Origin of the sequence: Clostridium sp. (genome assembly GCF_016650095.1) — a bacterium.
Classification (GTDB): domain Bacteria; phylum Bacillota; class Clostridia; order Clostridiales; family Clostridiaceae; genus Clostridium_AD.
In genome coordinates this window covers 1-25,966 of the sequence record NZ_JAENWL010000001.1, presented here as the reverse complement: position 1 = coordinate 25,966, position 25,966 = coordinate 1, and the positions used below count along the sequence as shown (strand labels likewise).

34 protein-coding genes are annotated in these 25,966 nt (G+C 32.3%); all 34 read right to left on the bottom strand.

Annotation, left to right across the window (positions count from 1 at the left end; all coding sequences use genetic code 11):
- Positions 1-3: 3 nt before the first annotated feature.
- The 34 genes from JJE11_RS00170 to JJE11_RS00005 all read right to left on the bottom strand — a co-directional run bounded on the left by JJE11_RS00170 (position 4) and on the right by JJE11_RS00005 (position 25,838).
- Positions 4-873: a glycine-rich domain-containing protein gene (locus JJE11_RS00170; protein WP_291632220.1), complete on the bottom strand. Its 870-nt coding sequence runs from the start codon at positions 871-873 to the stop codon at positions 4-6.
- Positions 874-902: 29 nt separating this feature from the next.
- Positions 903-1,697 (bottom strand): tail fiber domain-containing protein, encoded by a 795-nt coding sequence (locus JJE11_RS00165; protein ID WP_291632219.1) that lies wholly within the window; start codon positions 1,695-1,697, stop codon positions 903-905.
- A gap of 19 nt (positions 1,698-1,716) precedes the next feature.
- Positions 1,717-2,592 (bottom strand): hypothetical protein, encoded by an 876-nt coding sequence (locus JJE11_RS00160; protein ID WP_291632218.1) that lies wholly within the window; start codon positions 2,590-2,592, stop codon positions 1,717-1,719.
- Positions 2,593-2,606: 14 nt separating this feature from the next.
- Positions 2,607-2,900, bottom strand: a complete 294-nt coding sequence (locus tag JJE11_RS00155; RefSeq protein ID WP_291632217.1) for a hypothetical protein — start codon at positions 2,898-2,900, stop codon at positions 2,607-2,609.
- A complete protein-coding gene (locus JJE11_RS00150; protein WP_291632216.1) occupies positions 2,901-3,194 on the bottom strand; it encodes a hypothetical protein in 294 nt (97 codons plus the stop codon). It lies immediately after the preceding gene.
- Positions 3,195-3,214: 20 nt separating this feature from the next.
- Positions 3,215-3,589: a hypothetical protein gene (locus JJE11_RS00145; RefSeq protein ID WP_291632215.1), complete on the bottom strand. Its 375-nt coding sequence runs from the start codon at positions 3,587-3,589 to the stop codon at positions 3,215-3,217.
- Positions 3,589-3,966 carry a hypothetical protein gene (locus tag JJE11_RS00140; RefSeq protein ID WP_291632214.1) on the bottom strand — a complete coding sequence of 126 codons (378 nt, stop codon included), beginning with the start codon at positions 3,964-3,966 and terminating at the stop codon, positions 3,589-3,591. Before JJE11_RS00140 ends, JJE11_RS00145 begins: the two co-directional genes overlap by 1 nt.
- Positions 3,966-5,345 (bottom strand): hypothetical protein, encoded by a 1,380-nt coding sequence (locus JJE11_RS00135; protein WP_291632213.1) that lies wholly within the window; start codon positions 5,343-5,345, stop codon positions 3,966-3,968. The genes JJE11_RS00140 and JJE11_RS00135 overlap by 1 nt, the downstream gene beginning before the upstream one ends.
- The gene (locus JJE11_RS00130; protein ID WP_291632212.1) at positions 5,345-6,472 is read right to left on the bottom strand and encodes a siphovirus ReqiPepy6 Gp37-like family protein; all 1,128 of its coding nucleotides are present in this window, start codon (positions 6,470-6,472) and stop codon (positions 5,345-5,347) included. The genes JJE11_RS00135 and JJE11_RS00130 overlap by 1 nt, the downstream gene beginning before the upstream one ends.
- Position 6,473: 1 nt before the next feature.
- On the bottom strand, positions 6,474-7,370 hold the full coding sequence (locus JJE11_RS00125) for a phage tail domain-containing protein (RefSeq protein WP_291632211.1): 897 nt from the start codon (positions 7,368-7,370) through the stop codon (positions 6,474-6,476).
- 3 nt (positions 7,371-7,373) lie between these two features.
- Entirely contained in the window at positions 7,374-9,833 is a 2,460-nt protein-coding gene (locus JJE11_RS00120) for a phage tail tape measure protein (RefSeq protein ID WP_291632210.1), read from the bottom strand.
- Positions 9,834-10,064: 231 nt separating this feature from the next.
- Positions 10,065-10,460 carry an esterase gene (locus JJE11_RS00115; protein WP_291632209.1) on the bottom strand — a complete coding sequence of 132 codons (396 nt, stop codon included), beginning with the start codon at positions 10,458-10,460 and terminating at the stop codon, positions 10,065-10,067.
- A gap of 48 nt (positions 10,461-10,508) precedes the next feature.
- Positions 10,509-11,078 carry a hypothetical protein gene (locus JJE11_RS00110; protein ID WP_291632208.1) on the bottom strand — a complete coding sequence of 190 codons (570 nt, stop codon included), beginning with the start codon at positions 11,076-11,078 and terminating at the stop codon, positions 10,509-10,511.
- A gap of 17 nt (positions 11,079-11,095) precedes the next feature.
- Positions 11,096-11,446: a hypothetical protein gene (locus tag JJE11_RS00105; protein WP_291632207.1), complete on the bottom strand. Its 351-nt coding sequence runs from the start codon at positions 11,444-11,446 to the stop codon at positions 11,096-11,098.
- A 3-nt stretch (positions 11,447-11,449) separates the two neighbouring features.
- Positions 11,450-11,800 carry a hypothetical protein gene (locus JJE11_RS00100; protein WP_291632206.1) on the bottom strand — a complete coding sequence of 117 codons (351 nt, stop codon included), beginning with the start codon at positions 11,798-11,800 and terminating at the stop codon, positions 11,450-11,452.
- The gene (locus JJE11_RS00095; RefSeq protein WP_291632205.1) at positions 11,793-12,158 is read right to left on the bottom strand and encodes a hypothetical protein; all 366 of its coding nucleotides are present in this window, start codon (positions 12,156-12,158) and stop codon (positions 11,793-11,795) included. The genes JJE11_RS00100 and JJE11_RS00095 overlap by 8 nt, the downstream gene beginning before the upstream one ends.
- The gene (locus tag JJE11_RS00090) at positions 12,158-12,382 is read right to left on the bottom strand and encodes a hypothetical protein (RefSeq protein WP_291632204.1); all 225 of its coding nucleotides are present in this window, start codon (positions 12,380-12,382) and stop codon (positions 12,158-12,160) included. Before JJE11_RS00090 ends, JJE11_RS00095 begins: the two co-directional genes overlap by 1 nt.
- 26 nt (positions 12,383-12,408) lie before the next feature.
- The gene (locus JJE11_RS00085) at positions 12,409-12,720 is read right to left on the bottom strand and encodes a hypothetical protein (RefSeq protein ID WP_291632203.1); all 312 of its coding nucleotides are present in this window, start codon (positions 12,718-12,720) and stop codon (positions 12,409-12,411) included.
- 4 nt (positions 12,721-12,724) lie between these two features.
- Positions 12,725-13,756 (bottom strand): major capsid protein, encoded by a 1,032-nt coding sequence (locus tag JJE11_RS00080; protein ID WP_291632202.1) that lies wholly within the window; start codon positions 13,754-13,756, stop codon positions 12,725-12,727.
- Between the two features lie 16 nt (positions 13,757-13,772).
- Positions 13,773-14,141: a hypothetical protein gene (locus JJE11_RS00075; RefSeq protein ID WP_291632201.1), complete on the bottom strand. Its 369-nt coding sequence runs from the start codon at positions 14,139-14,141 to the stop codon at positions 13,773-13,775.
- Between the two features lie 19 nt (positions 14,142-14,160).
- Positions 14,161-14,826 carry a hypothetical protein gene (locus tag JJE11_RS00070; RefSeq protein ID WP_291632200.1) on the bottom strand — a complete coding sequence of 222 codons (666 nt, stop codon included), beginning with the start codon at positions 14,824-14,826 and terminating at the stop codon, positions 14,161-14,163.
- Positions 14,827-15,019: 193 nt separating this feature from the next.
- Positions 15,020-15,607, bottom strand: coding sequence for a hypothetical protein (locus JJE11_RS00065; RefSeq protein WP_291632199.1), 588 nt, complete (start codon positions 15,605-15,607; stop codon positions 15,020-15,022).
- A 53-nt stretch (positions 15,608-15,660) separates the two neighbouring features.
- Positions 15,661-16,404 carry a hypothetical protein gene (locus JJE11_RS00060; RefSeq protein WP_291632198.1) on the bottom strand — a complete coding sequence of 248 codons (744 nt, stop codon included), beginning with the start codon at positions 16,402-16,404 and terminating at the stop codon, positions 15,661-15,663.
- A 159-nt stretch (positions 16,405-16,563) separates the two neighbouring features.
- Positions 16,564-16,923 carry a hypothetical protein gene (locus JJE11_RS00055; RefSeq protein WP_291632197.1) on the bottom strand — a complete coding sequence of 120 codons (360 nt, stop codon included), beginning with the start codon at positions 16,921-16,923 and terminating at the stop codon, positions 16,564-16,566.
- Positions 16,916-17,404 (bottom strand): hypothetical protein, encoded by a 489-nt coding sequence (locus tag JJE11_RS00050; RefSeq protein ID WP_291632196.1) that lies wholly within the window; start codon positions 17,402-17,404, stop codon positions 16,916-16,918. Before JJE11_RS00050 ends, JJE11_RS00055 begins: the two co-directional genes overlap by 8 nt.
- Positions 17,405-17,507: 103 nt before the next feature.
- Positions 17,508-17,762 carry a hypothetical protein gene (locus tag JJE11_RS00045; RefSeq protein WP_291632195.1) on the bottom strand — a complete coding sequence of 85 codons (255 nt, stop codon included), beginning with the start codon at positions 17,760-17,762 and terminating at the stop codon, positions 17,508-17,510.
- Positions 17,763-17,871: 109 nt separating this feature from the next.
- Positions 17,872-18,123, bottom strand: coding sequence for a hypothetical protein (locus tag JJE11_RS00040; protein WP_291632194.1), 252 nt, complete (start codon positions 18,121-18,123; stop codon positions 17,872-17,874).
- A 62-nt stretch (positions 18,124-18,185) separates the two neighbouring features.
- A complete protein-coding gene (locus JJE11_RS00035; RefSeq protein ID WP_291632193.1) occupies positions 18,186-21,026 on the bottom strand; it encodes a DUF3626 domain-containing protein in 2,841 nt (946 codons plus the stop codon).
- Between the two features lie 122 nt (positions 21,027-21,148).
- A complete protein-coding gene (locus JJE11_RS00030; RefSeq protein ID WP_291632192.1) occupies positions 21,149-22,636 on the bottom strand; it encodes a phage portal protein in 1,488 nt (495 codons plus the stop codon).
- Positions 22,637-22,888, bottom strand: coding sequence for a hypothetical protein (locus JJE11_RS00025; protein WP_291632191.1), 252 nt, complete (start codon positions 22,886-22,888; stop codon positions 22,637-22,639). It lies immediately after the preceding gene.
- A 3-nt stretch (positions 22,889-22,891) separates the two neighbouring features.
- The gene (locus JJE11_RS00020; protein WP_291632190.1) at positions 22,892-24,259 is read right to left on the bottom strand and encodes a PBSX family phage terminase large subunit; all 1,368 of its coding nucleotides are present in this window, start codon (positions 24,257-24,259) and stop codon (positions 22,892-22,894) included.
- A gap of 6 nt (positions 24,260-24,265) precedes the next feature.
- Positions 24,266-24,664, bottom strand: coding sequence for a hypothetical protein (locus JJE11_RS00015; RefSeq protein ID WP_291632189.1), 399 nt, complete (start codon positions 24,662-24,664; stop codon positions 24,266-24,268).
- Between the two features lie 420 nt (positions 24,665-25,084).
- Positions 25,085-25,345 carry a hypothetical protein gene (locus tag JJE11_RS00010; protein WP_291632188.1) on the bottom strand — a complete coding sequence of 87 codons (261 nt, stop codon included), beginning with the start codon at positions 25,343-25,345 and terminating at the stop codon, positions 25,085-25,087.
- Positions 25,346-25,493: 148 nt separating this feature from the next.
- Positions 25,494-25,838 carry a hypothetical protein gene (locus JJE11_RS00005; protein ID WP_291632187.1) on the bottom strand — a complete coding sequence of 115 codons (345 nt, stop codon included), beginning with the start codon at positions 25,836-25,838 and terminating at the stop codon, positions 25,494-25,496.
- Positions 25,839-25,966 lie beyond the last annotated feature (128 nt).

The following is a 25,966-nucleotide window of genomic DNA, read 5'->3' as shown; positions in this document are numbered from 1 at the left end:
CTTTTATTGAACTACTTTATATCTAATTATTACAACTCCGGGGCTACCTGCACCTCCATTTACTGAGTCTTGTGCACTACCGCCGTAGCCACAATTAGCTGAATAGTAAGCATTGCTTTGATTAACATCCACAAGAGAGCCATAACCTCCTCTTGCATAAGCTACACCAGCTCCGGTAATATATGAGGGATAATATGAGCCACAATAAAGATTGGACCCAGGACCATTATGGCCACCTCCGCCACCTCCGTAAGAGCTGCCTGCACCTCCAGCATATCCTTGCCCTGGAGTTCCGGCACCACCAGAACCAACACCATAGTACTCTCCACCACCACCTCCAGAACCACCTGAAGCACCGTTTAGAGAACCAGCTGCACCTCCACCACCTCCACCAACTGTAGAAACACCAAATACACTAGAAGAAGTTCCATTAGAGCCTCTCCTAGTTCCTCCTGTAGAACCGCCTGCACCTCCGCGTCCAACGATAACAAGATTACTCCCTGTTGCAGTGATAGGTTTAGTTCCAGGTATTAATCCGCCTGCTCCACCACCGCCAGCTCTTCCTTCAGTATTGGAAGTACCTCCGCCACCGCCTCCAGCAACAATCAGATATTCCATATAATTAGCACCAGCTCCAACACCTAAAGAAGATATTGCAAATGAACCCGAAGAGTTAAATGTATGTATTTTATAATCACCACTATAAGTAATTACACCACCAGTTGCGACCATAGCTTCCCATTTAGCTTTTCCATAAAAATCAATAAGAGATATAGACCCAGATAATACTTCTGCTAAACCTCTAGCATCTGCATCATTTAAGCTAATAGTACCTGTAAGAGTTTTATCTAATTCTGTATTTATATTAGCCATGCTAATTGCTCCGCTTGCTTGTAAAGCCATTATCTATTACCTAATTGAGCAAGAATATAATCTATTTGTTTCTGTTGATTATCTATTTGTATTTGTTGCTCTTTTATTGCTTCGATTAATAGCCCCACAACATTACCATAAGCAACTGAATACATACCTTTTTCATCTGTTACAACCGCTTCTGGTAATACTTCTAATAATTCTTGTGCTATTACTCCCGTTTGTCTTGGTACTTTCATATCCGTTCTGTCAAACGTATATCCATTAATAGCTTTCACTTTATCTAATGCGTTCGGTATTATTTCTAAATTCTCTTTTACCCTTATATCTGAATATGCAGTAACATTACCATTTACAACTAAAGAACTAGTTGAACCTGTATAATTTATACCTGTATGACTATAAATAACACCACCAACATTAACAGTCATTGGATAAACTCCATTAAAAGTAGTTTGAATACTATTTAATTTCGTAGCACTTACTGCATTCGAAGTTTTTGGTAAAGCATTTGTTGCTAGAGTTCCTTGAGCAGAAGTTGCAAACTCACTTGCATGTTTTCCGTCTAATTTATCACTATCTGCAGCAGTAGCGGTCGAACCTAATTTACCAGATAATGATGTATTTATTTCAGTTTCTGTATAATATCTATCGTCGTGAGTATGAACTGTTGGTGCTTTGCCACTAATAGCAGTCCAATGATTAGCTAAGACATCTGTTAAATCAGTCACGTTTTCTATTACGTGAGTATGAACTGTTGCCGCAAACAAGGTCTTCATTTTATCATAAATTCTTGTCAATCCAGTGCTATCTAAATATGCCATTGTATTACCTCCTTAATTCTTATACAAATAATGCATCTATTTCTGCATTTGTTATTGCTGCCATTGTTGGCTGCTTTCCGCCTAACAACGAAGTAACTATTGCTTGACTCATTGCTCCATCTGTATTTGCTCCTGAGATTGTATATAATTTGGCAATACCTTTAACAGTTGAAGTTGCAGTTGCAATTTCTGCAGCAGCTTTACCTACATCTATCCAAGTACTAGAATTAGGACTGTATAGATACTTTATCTTGTCATTTGCATTGTCTGTAATTGTAACAATTAACGCCTCATATGACAATGGTGCTCTAGTATAATTTGTCATCATATAATCATTTAAAGCTATTTGAATATCTGTTGAAGATAATATGTTAATAATTCCAAGATTCATAATCTTCTCAGAGTTTGTATTATTTACCTGTGTTGTTAAATCTGTGATTTTACCATCAATAATATCATCAGCACCATCAATATATACTTTTGTTTGAAAAGTTGAATCATTTGAGATATCACTTGTTTTAGTTGGGATAGCAGGAACTACTGCAATTTTACTTGCATTAATAACTGAAATTCCACCAACAGTAACATCCATTACTTGTCCTAAATCACCAGCAGTAATTCCAACCAAACTACTATCTAAATTACCTAATTTAGTTTTTTCAACAGTTGTATAATTTTCTTGAGTAGCAACATAATTAATATCATGAACTACATCAACAGCTTCAGCAAACTTATTTGCTTCAGCTTCAATATTCGTTAATTTTGTTTCCTGAGCTAAACTAAAATTCTTATCTGATAAAACTTTAGTTCCATCTTTATCAACTTTATTTCCTATTAAAACTTTAATTTTATCCGCAAATAAAGCTAGCTGATCTAAATCTAAAAACTTTGCCATATTTTATCCTCCTCTTAAAATAAACTTAGAATATCAATATTTGTTATTGACTCTAGTTTATTTTTTATAAAACTACTTTTTGAACTATCAATTTCTTCAAAATCTGATTGAAGAATTCCAATATCATCATTGCTTAAATTTCCAATTAATTCTACCCCATTTAATTTAGGCTTGCTAGTTAATGCCATATAATCTTGAGTGACAATTAAAGGCTTAATCTCAGTTGCAACATCAAGTCCAGTATTTTCAAAAGTGGTATCTAATGAAAAGGCAGAAGTTCCAAATACAACATCAATTTCATCAGCCACCTAAATCACCTCCTCATTCAAAGCTTCTTCAACCCTAAATCTTGTTATTTTACTTAAAGTTACTTTTCCAAAGGCTTTAATTTTAACTTGAACTTCAACTGTATTTTTACTATCAAATTGAAGTGTGTCAGCTTGAGCTAAATCAAGCTGGATATAACTACCATCAATAGTTAATTGTTCACCAGTAAAATTTATAATTGTGTCACCTTGCTTAAATGTTGTAACAATAAGCTCAGCTCCATCTAAAATTAAGCCAGTGTTAATTGTAACTGTTGAAGTTTCTCCTCTTCTCATATTTTATCCTCCTTTATTTTTTAAGCATCTTCTGTGTAAGCAACCATCGAAACATCATGTTGATATTCGACTCTTGAACTACTATATGCACAAACTATTTGAAAATCTGTGTATGGATTATCTGTAATTGTATGATAAAAAGATTTGTGCAATACCCCATAATCGTAACCCATAGCTATTGATTCTGTTTTTAATAAAACACCACCACCATAGAATTTTACTGTAGCAGTTCCTGCCATATTTAGCCCATATCCTTGCCAACCACAGTACATATATATATTGGCTCCTGGCCCTGTTTTTACGTTTGCGGGATAAACTCTAGACGAGCACATTGCATATTTTCCAGATACTCCTTCTCCACCTTTTCCGTCACTTGCTTTTATTAATGTTGCCATTATCCTATCACCTCCGTATAAACAAAGAATGGTACAAAATGCGAATATCCAGGACGTTCATTATCAAATGAAGCAGTTATTTGAAAACTACTATAATTATTGTTTGTAAACATATAAGAACGTGATTTCTTCTGAATACCATTGTTATAGTTTAAAAGTACCTCTTGTTCAGACTTTAAGACTCCATCACAATAAAAATATAATCTACAAATACCAGCAGCATTTAACCCATAACCCATAACTTCAGCATGCATATATACAATACTTCCGTCAGCCTTTTTTATATTTGCAGGATAGATTCTGGAAGAACAAACTGCCATTTTTCCAGTAATACCTTCACTGCCTTTACCAGTACTTGCTAATACTACAGTTGACATTATGCATCACCTCTTACTATTACTGTGATTGGTATCGAAATTGTAGGCACATCCTCGAAGGCTTTTAAAGTTATATGCCCTGCAGATTGACCTGTTCCAACAATCCCTGCGTTTTTAAATGCAATCCTTTCTGCATCCGTAACTGTCGTTCTAAGTATTACCTCTTGATTTGAAGTTGTTGTAACTCCTGTTACTGCCAACGAGTAAACTCCTGAGCTCCAACTACCTGATGATAATGTTAGGTTATAAGAATGTGATAGTTTTGAATATTGTGTATCATGAGTATGAGAATCATTGTTTACTGTAGCTGAAATTGATACATTTGCAGTACCATTAAAACTAACTGCAGCTGCTGTAATATCTCCTGTAATATCTATAGTTCGAGCAGTTGCTAATTTTGTAGCAGAAACTGCATTTGAACCACTTGGAAGAGCTCCATCTGCTTTTGTTCCTTGAGCTGCTGTAGCATATTTTGCATTTGATTCAGTTTCTGTATAATATCGTGTGTCATGGGTATGAGAATCATTAGCTACAGTTATATTTATAGCTGCATCTGCAGTTCCATCAAAACTAACAGATCCATCAGCATCTCCACTTAAACTAATTGTTCTAGCAGTTGCTAGTTTGGTAGCAGAAACTGCATTTGAACCACTTGGAAGAGCTGCATCTGCTTTTGTTCCTTGAGCTGCAGTTGCATATCCACTTGGTAATACTCCACCAAGCCTTGAACTATCTCCAGCTAATACTGTTCCATTTAATAAATTATCAATTTGTGTTTGCAAGTTACCAGCTAAAGTCTCATCAACAGCTGTTGCTACAAGAGCTAAAAATTCATCTAAGCTTGCTTGATATTGAGTCCAAATATTGTCGATATCTGCCACTTCCATAAGTCCCGTAATAAATGGACATTCTGCAGCTAATCCACGATTATCAATAATCATTGAGCCTAATATTTCTGGTGCTGCTACCCCAACATTTATTATGCCTAATTGTAGCTCATATATTGGAGAAACTCGGTCATAAGATATATTATCTTCTTTAACTTCAAGAGTGAATTCCTCAGTACCAGTATCCAATTTAATTACAATTGAATCTTTTCGTACTACAGAACCCATATTTGCACTTATTGTTAAATAATAATCACTATCATTGTGAAACCAATATCCTTTGATAAAAGCCCATCCTTTTGAAACTTTAATTGTTAGCCCAGAATAAACTGAAATTCGTAACTGATCAGCCGGATTAATAAATATTCCATCAGTAACAAATAACCCAAAATAATTTGCATAATCAGCAGCAAAATATTCTTTCGAATATGTTATATTTCCTAAGCCATCGTCAATTTCTTCTGAGTTAAAAAATCCGCTTTTAATTGTCATTATAAATCACCTTCCTTTTTTAGTACTTGAATTGTTAATGGTCTCTCATAACCTAATACAATATCAATGTAAAAACCATTTTTACCATTAGATTTTTGGACTTCATTTACAACTACATCATACTTTAATCCTGTTATTATATCTTCAATTGTTACTATATCTCCTAAAGAATAATCTTCTTCATAAGTAAATAATGAACTATCTGGGTTAATTGTAACCTCAAATGATTCAAAGATTTTATAGTCTTCCATTCTTTCTTCTCCAGCTGTTTTTAATAGCTGCAAATATGCTGCATCAGAGATAGGGTTTCCATTGGCATCTGTTGCAACAATCCCAGAATCTTCAACTGATAATTCTTTTCGATCAAACCCAGAAACTCCTGATTCTGAAATGTATCTCTTTTTTGCTGTTCCTTCACCTTCACCAAGAACTATGAAGTCTGTTTTATAAACAGTTTTATCAAATGTGTATTGTGATTCTAGGATGTTCAGGAGTTCAAAACTAAACTCAACATGATTATTACCACTTATATTGTTAATTGTTCTGTCAAGCCCTTCTAATATCCTAAAATTCAAATCACTAATGTTTGAACCATCAACATAAGCAGTAATTGTTGGAACTAAAGAATAGCCACAATTTATTGGACTTAAAATTGATTGAATTTTACCTTCAACAGATCCTTGAGATATTTGTTTACTTATAACACTATTCACTGGAATATAATCAGTGTTTGTACTTAATTTTATCTTGTCAATCGTTCGATCTAAACTCGTCGGATTAATAAAATTCGAATTGACAAGACTTCTGCAAATATTTGTGCTTGTATCTGAGAATGATTCCATTTCAAGGATAACTCTCGAGTCAAGAATATGCTCAATAAATTTTCCTGATAATGAAACAATTCCAACACTAGAATCAGTTTCTAGAGTAAGAATTTCCGCTAATATTTCTTGTTCAATAAGAATGTATCTTCCATTTTCAATAACATCCATATTCTCTTTTGAAGCTTGAAGTTGGAAAGTCCCAACCCCATTAAACTTTTCAGTATAAATTAGGGATGAGTACTTATTGATTGCACCAACTCTTTTGAAGTCTGAATCAAAAACATCTAAAATTATTTTACCCATTTTACATCGCTCCTAGAGAGAATAATTCTTCTCCAAATTCGATTGTAACTTTTAGGTATTTATAGCTTTCACCTTCAGCACTAAACCCAATTAATGATGGTCCAACAGGCATTTGTAGCCATACATTGTTATAGTCCCAATATTCAAAATATTTGACTAAATCATCACCGAATCCGCCTTCAACATTTCTTTCAAGAGCTTTAGTATTTATTACAATTGTTTCACCCGTAGTCATTGTTTTTAATATAGTCAATGACTCATTTTCGTTTATGTTCGAAATTACTGGGTTTATAACTTCTCCAATTGCCTTAATAGTTATAACCAATCCAGTTTCAATATCACCTGGGTTGTCAATTAATAACAATCTAAGAAAAACATTTACTCCCATTATTATTCCTACAGTTGGTAGAAAAACAAGTGGAAATCTAAACTTTGGTGCAGTTTCAGCTAGCAACTTTTGTTGCTGACTATATGCTTTAAACATCGGATAATTGCAGTTTAAACTAATCATAAACTTGCAAAGTATTTCATTATTTTCTCTCCAATTTGTGCTGAAGTTTACACTCTCTTCAGGTTTACCCTTCAAATAATAATCACCGAGTATAACTTCAATATAATTCATTGGATTAACCAATTTACTTAACGTTTTCTTTGCTGCTTCAATTCCATTCAAATCATAGTCCCATACATAACCAGTAATAATCACTGATCTCTCTTCAAGTCTTGTTACCACAATATCAGAACCAACTTGATTTATGTTAGAAGACAAACTATGTGAAGCTGATACTGGTTCAATAAATAAGCCATCATCATCAATCACATAATTTGTACGTCCAACCCGATCAAATAATAACGAAACGTTTGTCGTTAAGTTTTTTAGCTCTAAACTTTCGATCATTTTTTAACCTCCTAGAAGACCTTTATCAATTTGAATTAATGTCTTCTTAAATATTTTGTTTGCTACTCTCTCATCAAGAGCTTTTGGCGAGTTAATTGTAACATTTAGTCCACTATTTGAGGAATATCCTCTTTCATTTTCTTTAGCTGTTATAACTGCTTCACCTTTGTGCAATGTTGCTCTATATCCATCATATGGAACATAGTTTAGTCCATCTGCATGCGATCCGTCTGAGAAACCTGAAGTTTTGTCCTTAGCTGAGTCCATTCCATCTTTTATTCCACTGACGAAATCTCCAACTGAAGACATGACTCCTCCAAACCAATTCGATACATCTTCCCATGCTGATTTTAATCCATCCCATAATCCATTAATAATATTTTTACCAGCATCATATAAATCACTTTTTATGTCATCAACTTTTTTAGGTAGCTCATCAAGAAATTTTGCAAATTTGCCAGGTAATTCTGTGGCAATTCTTACAACTTCATCAATAAATGCTGTTATTGTATTTGTTGCTGCAACTTTTAAATCAGCTCCAAAATCGAAGACTGCTGAAACAACTTTACAAAGCAAATTCCAGACTTTACCTGGTAATTCAGTAAAAAAGGTTACTATATTATCAACAAATGAAGTTCCAATATCTATTGCTGCATCTTTTGCACTTACCCCAAATTCGTATATTCTACTAAAGACATCACACAAAATTGTCCATATCTTTCCTGGAAGTTCTAAAATTAATTCAAGAATATAGCCAAGAATAAACCCAACATAATATGGGAAATTATTAACTATGTTTTTAATTCCATCAATTAACGAGACGATTAAATCTATAAAGTTAGTTTTAAACTCTATAAACTTATTTTTTACTGATGCAACTAATTCAAAGAATTTTTCTTTAAAACTGTCAAGTGCTTCAGGGATGCTAACCATAAAGAAATTTTTAATAGCTTCAACAGCTCCTAATATTTGTCCAGGTAAAGCACTAAATGTTGTGACTAAAGAATCAATTAAATTTATCCAAAAGTTTCTAAATGCCTCACAATTATCCCATAAATATTTGAATGCTAAGACTAAAGCAATAATCCCAATAATTATAAGCCCGGGAACAGAAGTTAAGGCAGCAAATGCTATCTTAAGAACTTTTAATACCCCTCCAAATTTTGTAAAGATTGCTATAGCTTTTCTAACATTCATAAATGCAGAAATGAGCTTACTAGTAATTAATAATACTGGACCAAGAACAGCTAACACCGCTCCAATCGTAATTATCATTTTCTTAGTTTTTTCATCCATTCCTTTAACTTTGGTGGCTAATTCTGTTAACCACTCTACAAACTGTTTCACATATGGAAGAATTAATTCTCCAAATGTTATCGCTAAATTTGTTAATGAAATTTTAAGATCTGTGAATGAAGTTCCTGAGGTTGCAGACATTTTTTCGAATGCTTCTTCAGTTGCTCCAGATGCTGTTTGCATTCCATCTAAAGCTGAAATAAATTTTTCAGTTCCATTTCCAGTTAATTGCAGTGCTGCTTTACCAGAATCAATACTACTAAATAAATCTAATAATGTTTTATCTGTTCCTTCAGTACTTGCATCCATTAACATTAAGACTTCATTTAAGTTCATGCCTTCAGCAATTAATTGTTGAAAACCTTTACCCTCATATTCAGTGTTCTTAAGTGCTGCTTCTAATGAAACTGCAGCTTGAGTTCCTTGTTTTCCAAGTTCAGCTAATAACTGATTTAAACCAGTTGTTGCTTTTGAAGTTGGAGTACCTTGTGCTGTCATAGTTGCCATTGCTGCTGAAACTTGATCGAAACCAACTCCCATAGCCGAAGCTGTAGGAATTACATTTGATAAGCTACTAGCTAATTCATCAACTGTTGTTTTACCCAAATTCTGAGTCATTATCATCATATCAGCTACTTTTTGGAAAGCATCTTCTCCTTCAAAACCATAGGCATTCATTACTGATGTTGCTCCGTCTACTGCAGAAGTTACATCTGTAAAACCACCTTTAGCTAATTTAGCAGAGATCTTTAAATATCCAAGAGCATTAGCTGTATCTCCAGTCGCTGAAATTACTTGGTATAATCCTTCATTTAAATCATTTCCAGATGCGTGAACATCTGCTGACATATCTAAAATTCCTTGTGATATATCATCCATTGACATAACTGTTGTATCAGCTATAGTACTAACTTTAGCTAATGAAGTTTCAAATGAAGTTGCAGTTGCTACAGCTGCTGCTGCCATTCCCAATAAAGGAACAGTAACACCAAGAGTTAAAGCTGTCCCAGTAGATTTTGCTAGTGCAGAAGCTGCTGCCATTTTGCTCATAGACGTTTCAGAACTATTTTTAAATACTTTTAATGCGGCCGCTGCTTTCCCTAGGCCGGCGGTAAATCTCGTCGTATCCAGGTCAAGATGGGCCATTGCTGAACCAACATTATTCATTGCTTTAGTACCTCCTAACTGCCATACTTTTTATAAAGATCAGAAGGTTTATGGACTCCTTTTTCTTTACGTTTCAGAATCGGTTTTTCACCATTTTGAAGTCTATAAGTAATAACCGAGCAACATTCATTTAAACAATAAGCAGTATATTCGTCATTGATAAATAGAATTTCACTCGGTAATTTTTTGTATAGTTGAGCAATACTGATTGTATTTAATATCTCCCCAGAACTAACGAAAGTTTTCTATCGCTTTAATCCCCTGTTGAGTGTAGCTAAAAATAAATAATAACTGCTCATCGGTTAAATCAATTCCAGCATCTTTAATCTCTTTATATGTTGGACTTACAAATGTAGCTTCACATAAAACATCAAACAAATCAAATAAATCTGCTAGCTGTTTTTCTGATCCAGTGTCTTTCGACTTAGCTGCTGCTTGTACTCCGTCAGTAAACAAATCATTTGCAGTATTTAATAAAGCATTTGGAATTTTTCCTTGCTTAATTAGCATTAGTAAACTAGGTCTTTTTAACTTAGCTACAAACTTTTGTCCGTCTGCAAAATCTGGTAATTCAATTATTGTTCCTTCTGAGAAACTTATTAAGCTCTCAATACTCGTTACCTTCAAATCTTTTTCTTTCATTTTAGTTTTCTCCTTTATTTTATTTTACCTCAATTAAATTAATGCTGGCAATACTGCTACAATTGAAATTGTATATGGTGCTTCTCCAGTATTCGGAGCCGAATTAATTACTAATTCTTGTGCTCTAAATGCTCCATCTTCTGATGACATTGAGAATGGATTACCTGTACAGTTTGGATATACAATTTTTTCATATTCAATAATATCTCCACCTGTATCATAAACTGCAGAATAAGCAGCTAATTCAAATTCTGTACTAGCAACTACACTTCCAACGATTGGTGGTGTATACCCTATTTCTAATGTTGGCTCTAATGTATCATAAGTAATAGTTCCACCTTGTAAAATCTTAGCTAATTTAAAATTCATAACATTATCAGTTAACGTGATTGTATGCCCAGTAACTGTAACAAGAGCTTTCTTTTGAGCTTTTAAAACTCCTTTAATAATTAGCTTAACTGCATCTGTAGTTTCTGATGCAACTTCAACTCCAATTTTGTTTGCAGTATCAATGTATATCTCTTGATCGACAACATCATCAATTTTAGTTGTAATTGTAACTGCAACTACATCAATTGTTGCTCTTTCAGTAGCTTTCTCCATGTTTTATTCCTCCTTTATTATAGTCTTTCTCTACGTATATTTACCCGATACTCTAAGCTTATCATATATGCTTTTATTCCTGTTTCCAAGAATGGTGACGTCTCATTTCCGGTAAACATTAACATTGGATATAATTCATCCAAGTAAGTCTTAATTTCATTTACATAATCCTCTAAATCGATATATTCACCAGCTGGAACATAGACATAAATAAGGTAGAATTTTCGCTGTGAACTGAAGTTTTGTAGCTGGACAGTCGTTCCGGTCTTTAGCACACAATATTTTTGAGTGCAATCACCTTCATGAGTTCCAGGAATAAACACATTCACTGCTTTTCCTATTAAAAAATCAAATATCTTTTTAAACATATTTTACCCTCCACTTAGTATCTTTATTCCATTGATGATATCGTTCGTATTTTTCTTAATTGTTTCATCTAATATTGCATAATTTCCTTCATTTGCTAATTCTAGCCATAAGCCATAATCAACCCCATGTGCTAAAGTTAACCGATAACCAAAAGCTTTTTTCTCACTTTTTGCGGTCATCCTGTTTCTTGCTGCAGATGTACGATCAACCCACTTTCTATTCTCCTTTGCATCTGATTCAAGCTTAGCTGCGCATGTTTTCAAATACATTGACAATTCTGCATCTTTTAATAAATCAAGCTTTAGAATTGCGGAAGACAAAATTACTGTATCTACTTCAAATGATTTAGACATTTTGAACCACCTCTAACGAGATGTCTGTAATTGCCTTAAGATTGTTAATATCTGTGACTCCTGTGACACGATAACGAATTTCATTAATGCTTATATAGTCATCATTTGATATGACCCCTACGTCCTCTGTTAAACACAAAATCATAGGTATCTTTTTGCTATAAGACTTCGTTGCATCTGAAACTGATTCAGTAACATATGAACTTGTCTCATGGTAAATACCACTTAGGATAACCTCCGTTGCGGGAGTAATTACTTTGTGATATATATCATATTCAACTATATAAAATGTAAATTTTGAACCTCGAGATTTGATTTGTTTACTGATCCTAGCTTTTAAGAATTCTGCTGATGCCATTATGACAATGTTCCAGAATTATTTGGTCGATAGTTTTGAGCTAATCTCCTAAAATATTTGCTAGTATCTTGTAAATTTAATCCGCTTAATGCAACTGTTGTATCTTCAGCTTTAATAATAAAACATTGGAATACGGTTGCATTAATTTCATAATTATTTTTCTCATAATAATAATCAATCTCATCATCATCAAAGAACGGACAATCTTTTTCTCTCAGTATCATTTTTATCTCTTGCAAATAATCCATAATTATTCACCTCTAACTTTTTTAATCTCTGCTCTCAACTTTGCAACTGTCTTAAATTTTTCAACGTCAATTTCTAATTTTACCGCCAAAAGTTTTAAGTCTTCAAGTTTCATGTTTGCTAAGTCTTCTTCCTCTGGTTTTTCAAACTCAGTTTCTTCCTCGTCCCATTCGTCTTCATCTTCTAATATTTCAGTTTCAGGTTCGACCGGTTTTGGTTCCTCAACTAAAGCCCATCCCGCAGCCTTATAAAAATTCTTATAAGTGCTGAACGGAATTATTAGGACTTGTTTATTCTTTGTTATTTTAGTTAACATTTAATTATGCGATTATATCGAAGATATGAATTTTAGAAGCAGCTTCGAATGAAGGCAAGTAAATCATTGAAACCTTAGTTTCAACATTAACTGGGTCAACTTTTTTAGTAGTTGTAACTGCAACACCAACATCTGTAATTGAGACATTAGCTGTAGTTCCAGCCATTAAATCTGATTGCTCTGGAGTAGTACCAAACCATCCAGTTCCTAATATTCCAGTTGGGAATATTACAAATATATCATCGGCAACATAAGCTTTAGTTTGGTTCAATTCATTCTTGAATTTTTTAGCATAGATTACTACATCTAAATCTAAAGTATCAAGTATAAATTGGTGAATTTTTAAATCACTAACTGGAGCTGAAGTATCATTTCCTAAGATAGAGTTTCTAATAGCTGTATTAGCTCTTAAATAACCAAATGTTTTACGAGAGCAGATTGAACGTGTTGGTCTAACACCAGTCTGATCTTCTAATAAATCTTGCTGTGCTTGGATATCACCTATAATATCGGCTGTTACTGTAGACCATGAAACAGTAACTGTAGATTTTTGATCGGTTTTTAACCCATAATCATAATCATAATCTTGTCCATTTGCTGAGATCGAAACAGCTCCAGTTGTTAACACTGACATTCTGATTCTTTCGCGTTGTGCAGATGCACCTTCTAATAATTGAGTTTCATCATTGAAAACTCTATTCATGATTGAATCGATATAAGATTGGTTACCAGTCTCAATTACCATATTCAATTGTTGTCTTAATTCTTCATCAATATAAGTTGCTTCTTTGAAGAAAGGCATTTCCATTGATAATTTTTCAAAACCAATACGATCTCTTTTTTGAGATGCAACATCATAAGCAGATGGTTTTAAGACTACTGGTAATCCAGAAGCTCCTTTAATCCATTTGATGTCTAATCCTAATTTTTGTTGTGATGGAAATAATTCAGCTCCTAAGAATGGGGCTAAATTTTGCGATAGTGTAGTCCAATATGCAGAAATCGAATCTGCAGTTACTAATTCAAATATATTCATTATTTATCCTCCTCTATTACTTTACAAACGTAATCTTTGTTAATGCTGTTCTAATTGCTGCAACTAATAAAGTCACAACAGTTGCGTCTAATTTTGTTTCATCTATAAAACCAAATACTAAGACTGCTGCGTTGTTTCCTTTACTCATGTCTACATCATGTAATAATATTCCAACTACATCTGCTCCTGTTACATTTGCTTTTGTGAACTCTGTTTCTCTAGCCCCTAAATTTCCGGCTACTGGAGTTCCCGCTAATACAACTGCATCAGCTCCAAAACTTGTTGCATTTAATTTACAACCCATTGAATAAGCTAAATTAGTTTCAGCTAATATAGTTTTACGAGTTGCTCCTACTGTTGTAGTTACTACTGTTTGATTTAACATTCTTTATTCCTCCTTCTGTTTACTTGAAAAATGATGATTTTGCTGTCTTAGTCTGCGGTGCAGACTCTGCTAATCTTTTACCAAAATTAACAGCTTTTACATCAGCTTTAGTTCCATGAGAATTTGAGCCTCCTGTAGAGCTTTTAGAATCTGTAAAAAAACTAGAGTACTTGTCATCTTTTTCCATTTCTGCCAATATTGTATCTAAATCTTTGTCATCTGTAATTTTTAAATTAGCAATAGCAATTGCATCATCAATGCTGTCTGCTTTTACCCCAATATTGATTGCAGATAACTTCATCTCAGCTATAGCAGCTCTTTTATTAGCAGAATCAACTGCTTCATTTGTAGCTTTTGTAGCTGCAGTTGCTTTTTCAGCATCAGTTAATTGTGATGTTTTCCAAGCATTGTACTTGTCTAATTCTTCCTTAGCTTCGGCTTCAGTTTTAAAACCTAAACTTGCAAGAGCAGACTTTTTGCCTTGTTTCTTTTCTTTAGCTAGATGAGCATTTAATTCGGCTTGTGTAAACTTTTTGCCGTCCTTATCATCATCCCCATTTGGATCTGCATTAGGTTTGGGATCAGTGTCCCCACTCTTTGGATCTGCATCTGGGTTTGGTTTTGGGTCTGCATCTGGTTCAGCAAACATTTGTAAATCTAACTTCAGTTTGTTATCTTTTTCCATTTTATTTCTCCTTTTACTCCATTTAAAGTTTGGTAACTATATCCAAGTTTTTTATGGCTTATTGGTGTAATGCCAAAAAATTAAAACAAAACAATCAGAGAACTTTTGCTACGAGAATTAAGTAAATAGGAAGTATCTTTTTAATTATCGTTCTCTGACTGTTTTGTTTTAATTTTAATTTTTAAGTTTTAATTTATTGGATAGATATTACAACTGCAGAACCTGTAACCATACTAAATTCATCTGAAACATAGATATCGTAAATTTGTTTCTCATTTAGTCTATAAGATGCTCCACATACATCTAGAATAATGCCCTGGTAAACAGTTGCATTAATGATGATTGATACTTCATCGAATATATTATATATCTTATAGTCTTCCTGAGTGTCATTTTCAAATCTTCTAATACTTGCAGCTATTACTATTTTACCATCATATGTATACCAACCATTTTCATTAATTTCGAAGTCAGCTGTTGTTAATCCAGAATATGTGAGGTTTGAAGAACCACAAGGATCTCCTGGATAATATGATGTAATTTTTATCTCTTGCAAACTTTCATCAATTATACTTCTTTCAAGTTTGTTATTTTTTATTGTTAAATTTTTTTGGTCTTCAGAATTTTGTAATTCATTTTGAGCTAGAACTTCTATTTTAGATTCATAGCTATTTATTACTTCTTCGATTTTTAGATTTGTGTTTATATTAATTAAAGCTATAACTAATATAGATATTAAAAAAAGCAATATTTTTATTCGTAATTTTAATTTTCTCTGCATGCGGTTAGTCCTCCTCGACTTTACTTTATAAGATCTTTTAGAAAAGCTATCGATTAAGATAGCTTATTAACTAATACTCTATAATGTAAGCATTGGATATTGTAACCACCAGCTAAGATTGTTCTTATTTCAGCTTTTCCAGTCTCTCCAATAATTGTTCCATTTAAGTTTGCATCATTTGCTATATATAAATAACTTGCATCTGTAATTTTACCAATTACTTTAGTTATTCTAATTAATAAATCTTCTTTTTTTCTAGCAACTTCATTTTCTAAATGTTTTTCTAAATCATGGAAACCACCATTTTCAAATAATCTTGGGAATTTTTCCATCTCTTCACGATATTCTCTGCTAAGTTCTCTTTTTTCAGCATTTGATTTTCCAAAATATCCAACTTGATTAACTATTTCATAATGTTTTCTATCACAAGCAATATATAAATCATGTTGTTCTGTATAATATCTTCTAGCTGAAGTTTTCCAATCTTCTAAGAATTGTTCTATGACTTCACAATCAATTTCTAATTCTTTTTGTTTTGCTGCTTCAATTTCAAATGCTGCTTGATATTCTTTTAATTTAAGTTTTGCAATTTCATATTTTTTTTGATTATCTTTGATTTGGTCTTTTGCTGATCTGATATCACATTCAATATAATATATTTCATGTTCATCAGTTTCATTTTGTAAATTGTTTTCTAACTTTTGAATTTTCAATGTTACTTTTGAGATAATGTTTGAAGTTCTTTTGATTGTTTTGTTTTGATTTTCTATTCTTGAGATTACTGTTTCTAATTTCATATGGTTGTCCTCCTAGACATTTTCAGTTAATGTTGTTCTTTAACTAATTATATTGTACACCAATTTTTAGAGTTTGTAAACAGTAAATGTAAATTCTTTTAGTTTTTTTTTATGAAGATAAGAAAAGCCATCCATTTCGGATAGCTTCTGCTCTTATTTTTATTTAATTTCTACAATTCTGAATAGTTCAACAATACCCCAGTCTTTGCCACCCATTCCATAGACATACCAATCCAATCTTGGGCGATCATTTTCATCTCCTAAGCATTGGCTGAATATTGAGTTTCCACCCATTCCATGAATGAAGTGTTTATTATTGCTACTGAATGTATATGTTCTCTCAATCTCACTATACTTTTGCTTTCCATTTTCTACCCAATAACCTGATTCACAAATTACTATTCCTATCTTAAAATCATCATTCATTCCAAGATCGTATACGTTCTTAACCTTTTCTATAATAGTATCATCACTTAATTTTAGTTTAAGTCTTAGAGCTACTTCAGTTTCCTTATTCATTTGAGTTTACCTCTTCCTTTTTATTTTTATTTTCATGTTCATTTAAATCTACTTCGTAAATGTCTTTAATCCAATCTATAACATAATCACTATAATGGATTAATCCTTCCCAACATAATACACATTCGAGAACTTCGCTTTTAGTCATTTCACTGATCTGAATATTAAATGGGTCTTCACCTTCTTTTAAATCAAGATGGGCTCTTACATTTTTGATAATTTCATGTGAGTAAATATCCTCCAACATGTTGTCATCATAAACAAATTTAGCTTCATCATTTTCAATATGATACGTTTTCATTCTTTCATCTGTTTCTGCAATAGTTACAATTGTCCCAGCATATTTAAACATGGGATAAAGGAATGCACTTTCGAAATATTCTTTTGGCATTGTGTTAAGTGATTTTACCCTAACTCTTGAACCTACTTTATATTTCAATTTTGTTGGTGCCAATACTTTCGGATCATGTAATTTAATCATGAATTTTCCTCTATATCTAGGTTTGTCATTTTCAGCTGGAAGATTACCACTCTACCCAGGACTCTCAAATTAATGAGAGTTTCGACTAATTTTATTTATAATGTTACAAATCTAAATAAACATTTTGAGTTTTGAAAAAAGCTTTGCCACGTTCTTTTGACAAGTATTCTCTTCCATCTTGTAATTCTTTTACCACATGTTCATATAAACCTTTTGTGATTTCTACTTTTCTTTTGTTAAAGCAATAGTCGTGCCCAAAAATATTTAATTGTGTCCAAGCTTCAACAATAAATTTGTCATCAGTTCCTTTATTATCAAATAAACCATATTTAGTAATATGATGTTCTACAATTTTCATATTAATTTCCTCCTTTCTTAGCTTATCATTCTCCGTAGCATATCTTAATTACATTTATATATTATCATACTTTTCAATTAATGTAAACAGTTTTTGTAAATTCTTTTTATTAGCGTTTATCATATTCTTTGACTTCATCAATAGTAACTGTATCTGTATCTTCCAAGTTAACCCATTGGCCTCTTCTAAGAACAGCTCCCATCTTTACTATATAGAACATCACTTTACTTCTTGTGTTAGCTATAGCAACCTCGGTGTCATTTGCATAATCATCTTTTTGATAGTTTGTCATTAAAATTAGATTATCATCTTTTGCAATGATTCTCGTAGTCTTACTTAAATCTAAATACTTTGCACTCATGTTGTTCACCTCTATTTCTAATTTAATTATATCATGTTTTATTAAAAATGTAAACAGTTTATTTAGTACTTAGTTCGATAAGCGATTCCTAAATCATCCAATTGGGCAGCTAATCCTCTCATATCATCTGGGTTAGAGAATATAACTTCTTTTATGTCTCCAACGCTTACTCCATTATATATTTGAACCTCTGGGTATTCACCTCCATAAGTATAGATATCTGTTAGTTTTACATCTTTTCCAAGTGAAGCTTTGTTTGTTAAAACTTCTCTCATCTTGCCATCTCCCGAGAATTTAGGATTAGTTAGCAAACTTGCGGATTGTCGATTATCATTTAAGCTGTCCATTGCAGTAAATGTTGATCTGTTGATTACATTTTCTTTCTTTAGCTTAACTACTATATCTCCATACTGAGTTGCAATTTTATCAAGTGCATTTTCATCATCGAAGATAGTTCCATAGATTGCTCTTTGTTTATTGTCTAAACTACTTGTTTTAAACATTGCATTTTCGGCTTGTTTTCTGTAAGTTGGATCGAACATTCCTTTTGAACTTCCTGATTCATATTGATTTTTAAATCGACCATCTCTAAGAACACTTTTGAAATTAGTGTTTGTTATTCTAACACCAACATCTGATTCATCAATTTTATGTTTCCAAAAATCTTCAACTTTATCAAATGCTTTCTGCACTGATCCTTGTGTCTTTTCTAAACTTTCAGTTAATCTACGTTGGCCACCGGCACCTTTTAGAAGATCGTCTTGAGCTTTTGCTAAAGCTTGCTTAATTTTACCAAACATTCCTTCTAAGTTCTGAGGAACTTGAGTGATATCATCTATTCCATGACTGATTGCTCCTCTTAAATCTTTAACAGTTGTAATTTTAACCTTAACCTCAGAATAATTTTTAGCAAAGTATTGTCCAAAGGTTGTTGAAGGTTTTCCTTTAGCTATTAGTTTCTTATTAGCTGTTTCCCATAATGCATGGACAAGTTTGTCATCTTCCCTAGAAACGACAGCCATCCATTCATCATATGTAACATATTCTCCAGGTTTGAACTTAGTTCCTGTGAACATTTTCTCTTGAGCTTTTGACCAAGTTGGAGTTCTAAGTTTGTAGGTTTTAACTGCACCAGTTGCAATATCATCTAATGAAGCAACAGCTGCTTTTCCAGTAATCTTATCGACTACAACTGACTCATATTTAATTTTTCCATACATCTTCTTAAAATAGCCATCTGTACTTAAAAAATCTTTACCAGCACTCATTCTACTCTTAGCATAATCCAAATAATCTTTATTAAATTTGCTATAAGCTTTTGATGTACTTAATCTTTCCCATAAATCATAGGTAACTGTATCACCAGGCTTAAGACTAGATCCTGTAAACAATTCTTTTTGTTCAGCTGTCCATTTAGGAATTTTAACTGTTTTAGTTGGCCTAGTTACTAATTTAGCAAGAGCATCATCCACATAATCATCTGTATAGCCAGCTATAGGAATTGCTTTAGACATGATCGCTTTATCTGCTGCATCAGAAGCCATTTTAGCCCCTAATTTAGCTGCATCATCTGCATCCATTGTAGTATATTTAATCTTAGCATAATGATCGTCAAAAAAATCTCTTATAGCCAATCTAGGTTTACCTTTACCGGATAAATACTTATTATGTTCTACCCATCTTTTGCAGAATAAACTATTATCATCTACAGAACTTAATGCATGCCAATCATCATATGATATTATATCACCAGGTTTTAATGCTGTTTTACCAAATAACTTCTCTTGGTCTTTCGTCCATTTAGGCACTTTAACTTTTTTAGTTGCTGCTTTTGCTATATTGTCTACATCGTCTACACTTTCCAAAGATTTAGCTACTGCTTTATCCCATATAGAAGTTTTAGATGCTGCTGCTTCAGCTGCTTTTGCTGCTTTGTCCATTAAAGGTTTTAACTTTCTCAAATCAAACCCTAAACTTGCAGCATAATCATCTAAAGGTGGGTTCATTCCAAATGGATCTTCTCCCCATTGTTTAACTTCTTTTGCTACATCCTCTAAACTCTTATGTATTACAGCTGAGAATGTACATTTGCCATTAGGATGGTCAAGTGGAACTTCGTTTGCTGGAAATACTCCAGCTCCTAGAAGGAACTGATCAGCCGAAGCTCTTCCAGCACATATTTCACAAGCTCCTGCATGAGAGTTAGTAGTTAACCATCTAATTCCATCAGCAAATGGGTTCTTCTCTGCCGCTCTCTGAAATGATTCCTGATAAGCATGATTAACCATTGTTCTAGCTAATCTTTGAGCATTATAATCAACTGTTTTATTTGTGCCTGGGTAAACTTTACCCCAATCCCAAGGTTTAGCTGCTGATGGGTCAACATACTTCTCTAAATCTTTAGCTATATCAAGTGTAGACTTTTGCTCTAGTATTCCTTTAGCTACAACTGATTGAATATCTTTTTGAGTCTTTTGAGATCCCGTCCATATTGACTTAGTTAATGACCAATCTTTTCCGTACAATTGACCTGACATTATAGTCTCTATTGCATCTGTATTTATCGATGAGGTAGCAGTTGCCATTGCTGCTTTTACCCCAGCTGGAGATAATAGCTTCATTGCATCTAAATCGACTTCATCACACATCTCTTTAACACTTCCAGATATAATTGACTCAACTTTTATATCCATCTTCTTTATCTCTGATTTAAGTACATCTTCAAAATCTCTTAAATAAGTTTTCTTCATAAGTGAAGATATATTTTTTGTTTCATCTATTTTAAATATTTTGTTAGCCATTGTTTTATGTAAGTCAGTATATAAGTCTCTTATTTCGTTTTGTTGAACTGCAGTGATAGCTTCTCTAGCCATTTCTGCTTTAGCAAACTTTAAATCAGTCATATATACTCCTTTCATAAGTTAATGATATGTGATTCTAATGATTCTTTATCTTTTACCTATATATTTTATTGTCAATTATATATATATTTCTTAGAGTGAACCTGAGAGTCACTATATTTAATCTAATCTTCAGACTTACTCACTGGTGAACCCATGCTTGATAAATATGAATCTTCAAACATATTCTTCTCTAATAAGATTTGTTTTAACTCTTCAGATACTTCGTCTTCAGTTAAACCTCTCCATTTTTTCATATATGCTTTCTTACTCATTGTATTTGCTGCAACTTCAGAAAGATCTGTTCCTTTTTCTTCAGTTTCATCTTCTAACAATGGATAATTGTTTACTACATCTATTCTATAGTCCATTTTAGTTAATGGTTTAGGTATATACATCTTTTGAGTTTTAGGATATAAGAAACTTCCATCTATAATTAGTTTTGATAAAAATTTGATTGCTGGCTTCCAAGTTAGCATTTTCTCATCACATCTTACCACTAAGTCCCAATATATAGCTTTTAATGTCTTTCCAGATGTTATTATTCCTTGCAATTTTTCATTACTGATGTTTGGAACTGACACTTGGTCGTGCATTGCTGTTTCAACTCTATCCAATGTAACTTTTAATGGACTTGAATATCCCATTGTGCTTTCGACTAAGCCAACACTTGCTGATTTTTGTTCGACACCATTATCATCTGACTGTAGATCCCAATAAGCACCAGGAGCAGAACTCAAACTCTGAGTCGATCCAGTTGAAGCATCAATTGTATATCTTATTGCATTCATTCCTTTTCTTTCAGCATCCATATCTGCATTTGCTAACTTACTATAATAAGCTTCATAATCTTTTAAGTCATCAATCTCTGATTCACCTACAATATCATTAGATAATCCATCATTGAATATAACTTTAGCAGGTATAACTGTTAATAATGTTTTTAAATCTTCATTTAGGATCTCTATTTCTCTACCAGCTCCATCATATATAATTTCTTTGATATGACAATAGCCATTTTGCATTGTATATACTTTTTTCTTTACTCTTTTTTCTGCTGTGTTTGTACTATCAGTAATTATATAGAAAACGATTAATCTTTCTAATGTTTCTGAACCTGACATTTCATAATAGAACTCTTTAGCATTTAGAAACATTAATTCAATTCCTGAATCTTCATCAAAATTAACTAATGCTAATACTCTACCAGCTATCAAACAATCTCTTGTCGACTGCAATAACTTTTTACTAAAGCTGTTTGCATCTAACACTTCATTAATGAACTCTTGATAGTCTGAGCTTTTACTTGTCTTATCTGTAACATTATTATTTATCAATATATCAGGTGTTACTGAGAACATGAATCTAGCTTCCTTATTAATTAATTTTTTAGCTTTCTTATATCTTAGTTCAGCGGGCACATAATCTGTGTTAGCACCTTCAGCTGTAAATTTCATTCCTTGATGATATATTATATATCTTTCTTGTATCTTGTCTAACTCATTCATGAAATCTGTTTTTAATGCATTCTCTAGGTCTTCACTTATCACACTATAAGGAAGGTTTGCATATGCTGAATAAACTATTAAGTTTGTATCTTCTAAAGCTACCATTTAACTATTTCCTCCTAAGAATTCTTCTATCTTGCTATCTTTTACCACTATAATGTTATCATCAGCTAAGATAATGTAGTCATTTATGTTTACTACTTTTTTCTTCTCATCTTTTCTTCCAATTTCTATTCTGACTAACTGTGTTCCATACTTTATTACAGTTATCTCTATCCTTTTTTGTAGTAATAGCTCTTTAAACCACTGTGGGAACTCTAAGCTTATGAATTTAAACTTTTGAATTGTTGTTGCCATATCTTATCCTCCTTTAATACTATTACTCTTACGTTCTTTAACATTAGCTACTGAGATATCATCTAAAGCATACCATATAGCTGAGAATGTATGAGGGTCAATATTGAATTCATCATATATCTTATTGCCATTAGAGTCTTCTTTATATACTAAATCTTTTAACTCTCTAATAACATTTTTACATTTAGGACTAACTATGATTCGCTTAAATCGTTTTATCTTTTTGATCTGCTGTATTCTTGATACTTTCTTTGTAGCTTTGAACATGAAACCTTCATCTCTATAAAACTTTATTGTCTTAGGTTCTGCTGAATCACATTTGACTAACATATTCCTAACATCTGTGTTCCAATCAGGAAGTTTCTCTGCAGTCTCTTTATCTGTCATCTTATTTCTGTAGTACTCATCATATATAAATAGATAACTCTTGTCAAGGTCAACTGCACATCTTATAATAGCATTAAATGATGTTTCAAAACCAAAGTCCATACCATTTCTTTTAATATTACTGCGACTAACAGCTTCTCTAAACTTTGTAGCATTCTTAGCAATAACCAATTGAGGCAAAACCTTGGTTCCATTTACTCCAAATCTACCTAATCTAGCAACTCTCCATAAATCTGGATCGTATTTCTTTAAATCATCTAATTCTTGTATATACTCGTTTGTTATAAATGCATTATCTTCAGGTATTGAATGATGATAATAAGTATTATTCTTCTTGTTCTTTATTACTCTATTATTATAGAAATCTTCTTCATTAATTATCTCTACTCTTTTCTCTTTACCACTAGATGTAATTTCTATTCTTTCGAAATAATAGGTAAATACCCAATTGCTTCTTTCAATAGGATTACTTGTCAAGATGTAATATATTGCTAAGTTAGGGTTTCTTAATCTAAGATTTAACTCTTTAAATGCTGGATAACTAACTTCAGCAGCTTCTTCTATCCAAACTAATGTAACACCATTTATTGATTTTACTTTACTTGGTCTATCCATACCTTTAAATATGATTCTGCTTCCATTAGGAAACCTAAACTCTAATGGTGATTTATAAGCTATTACATATCTTGTATCATTTCCAGCTGTTCTGTCTTCTGTTATTATTCCTATACCATCCATAATCTCATACATTAGGTCATAACAACTCTCTTTGATCTGTTCATATGTATTTCTAACTACTAGACATTTCCTTTTTTCATTTAATAGCTTTAATATTATCTTTGTAGCAGCTTCATAACTCTTTGAGCTACCATAAGCTCCTATTAATAGATAGGTTCTATAATCCCAGTCATTAACAAATTCCATAAAGTGATTATTTACTTTTAACTTTACCTCTGTAGTAACTTCTGTTTGTTCATTTACCATAATATGTTACTCTGCTTTAACTAAAGTTATTTTTAGGTTGTTTATTTTGTTTATTCCTAACTCTAGTTCTTGCTTATCTTTCCATCCTAATTGTTTTAAACTGAACACTGCCATAGAAGTATTTATTTCATTCCTATAACCTTTTCTCTCTATCTGAGATTCTTTTTTCATCATTAATTGACTTATAGATAAACTCAGCCTATTGTCTCCAGCATCTGCCTGCTTATTCCTAAGATTGACTAGGTACTGGTAGCTCAATCTGTTGATATAACAGAACTCTTTTAGGATAGGTATATCATTTGATTCTGTATACTCTTCTAATAGACTTAATAGTCTTTCTGTCTTATATTTATTAGGATCAGATTTAGTTTTTTGTTTTGCTTTTACTTTATTAGTTCTTATCATATTATACCTACCTCCTTAATTTCTTTTACACTATAAACTATTGGTTTTTTAAGGTTTTAAGTTTTTATTTTAAGTTTTTATTTTAGTTTTATTTTTGTTTAGCTGTTGACCAGCTCCAAGTGAGGCTGGACCTTTTTGGTTGACCAGCTCCAAGTGAGGCTGGACCTTTTTGGTTGACCAGCTCCAAGTGAGGCTGGACCTTTTTGGTTGACCAGCTCCAAGTGAGGCTGGACCTTTTTGATACGATAATCTAAACCAATACACAATATAACCAAGACTTCAGGTACGTCACTTTATGCTATATTATATATTGGTTTAGATTATCCTATTCTATTACGTTAAATATGCATTTCTTATGTTCTCTGTATCCCCTAGTGATCGTTTGTATGATTGGCTGTATGATATTACATCTAAATTCAATTAGACCTCAAATTCAATCTCTTCATACTCGATAGGTTTAGCTATTTCAATAACCAAGTCATAAGCTTTAGCTTTTACACTTATTATGTCATGATTTAAGAGATCAGTGATTTGAACTTTCACTTCATCTGAGAAATATGAATTTACCACAATATATTTATTTGAATCTGTTTGTATAAAACCTTTTAAATCTCTTTTACCTCTTTCCTTTATTATAATAAATGAATTACATATAATTGGAATTATTTTTATAAATTTCATTTTGTTTTCTCCTTTTTATTTGACCAGCTCTAGGTGAGGCTGGACCTTTTTATTTTAAATTTTATGTTATCTATATAGTGCATCTAAAAACTAGAAAAGCCTAATTCTCAGATTAGGTTCTCTAGCTTTCTAAATTGTATTTTATTAATTATATTGTTCTGCATGAACAATGTGTGCATAAGCTTTTGTAAGCATATTCTTTTGCTTGTTCTAATTTTTCTTCTAAGATAAAATTCTCATTCATTGGTATTTGAAACATTTCGTAATGTCCACATTTTTGTTGAGTTATATAAACCATATTGAATATAAAACCAATGCAATCTTTCATGAATTCATCATCTTCCCAATCTTTAAATCTTTGTTCACATTCTACTATGTAATTAAATTCATCAGCTGAAGTAACTTTAGCTTTTAATTCTTTCCAATTAGGAATGTATTTACCATTTTCATTTTTCATGTCTTCAGTCATTACTTGATAATTTATTTTCATCATTATCTTTCACCTCTCAATGCATTTAATACACTAGTTTTTGTGAATTTGTATCTTTTACCACTAATTAATTCTTCAGCAACTACTTGATATTTACTACTTCTTGTTTTAATTTCTACTAATTTAAATTG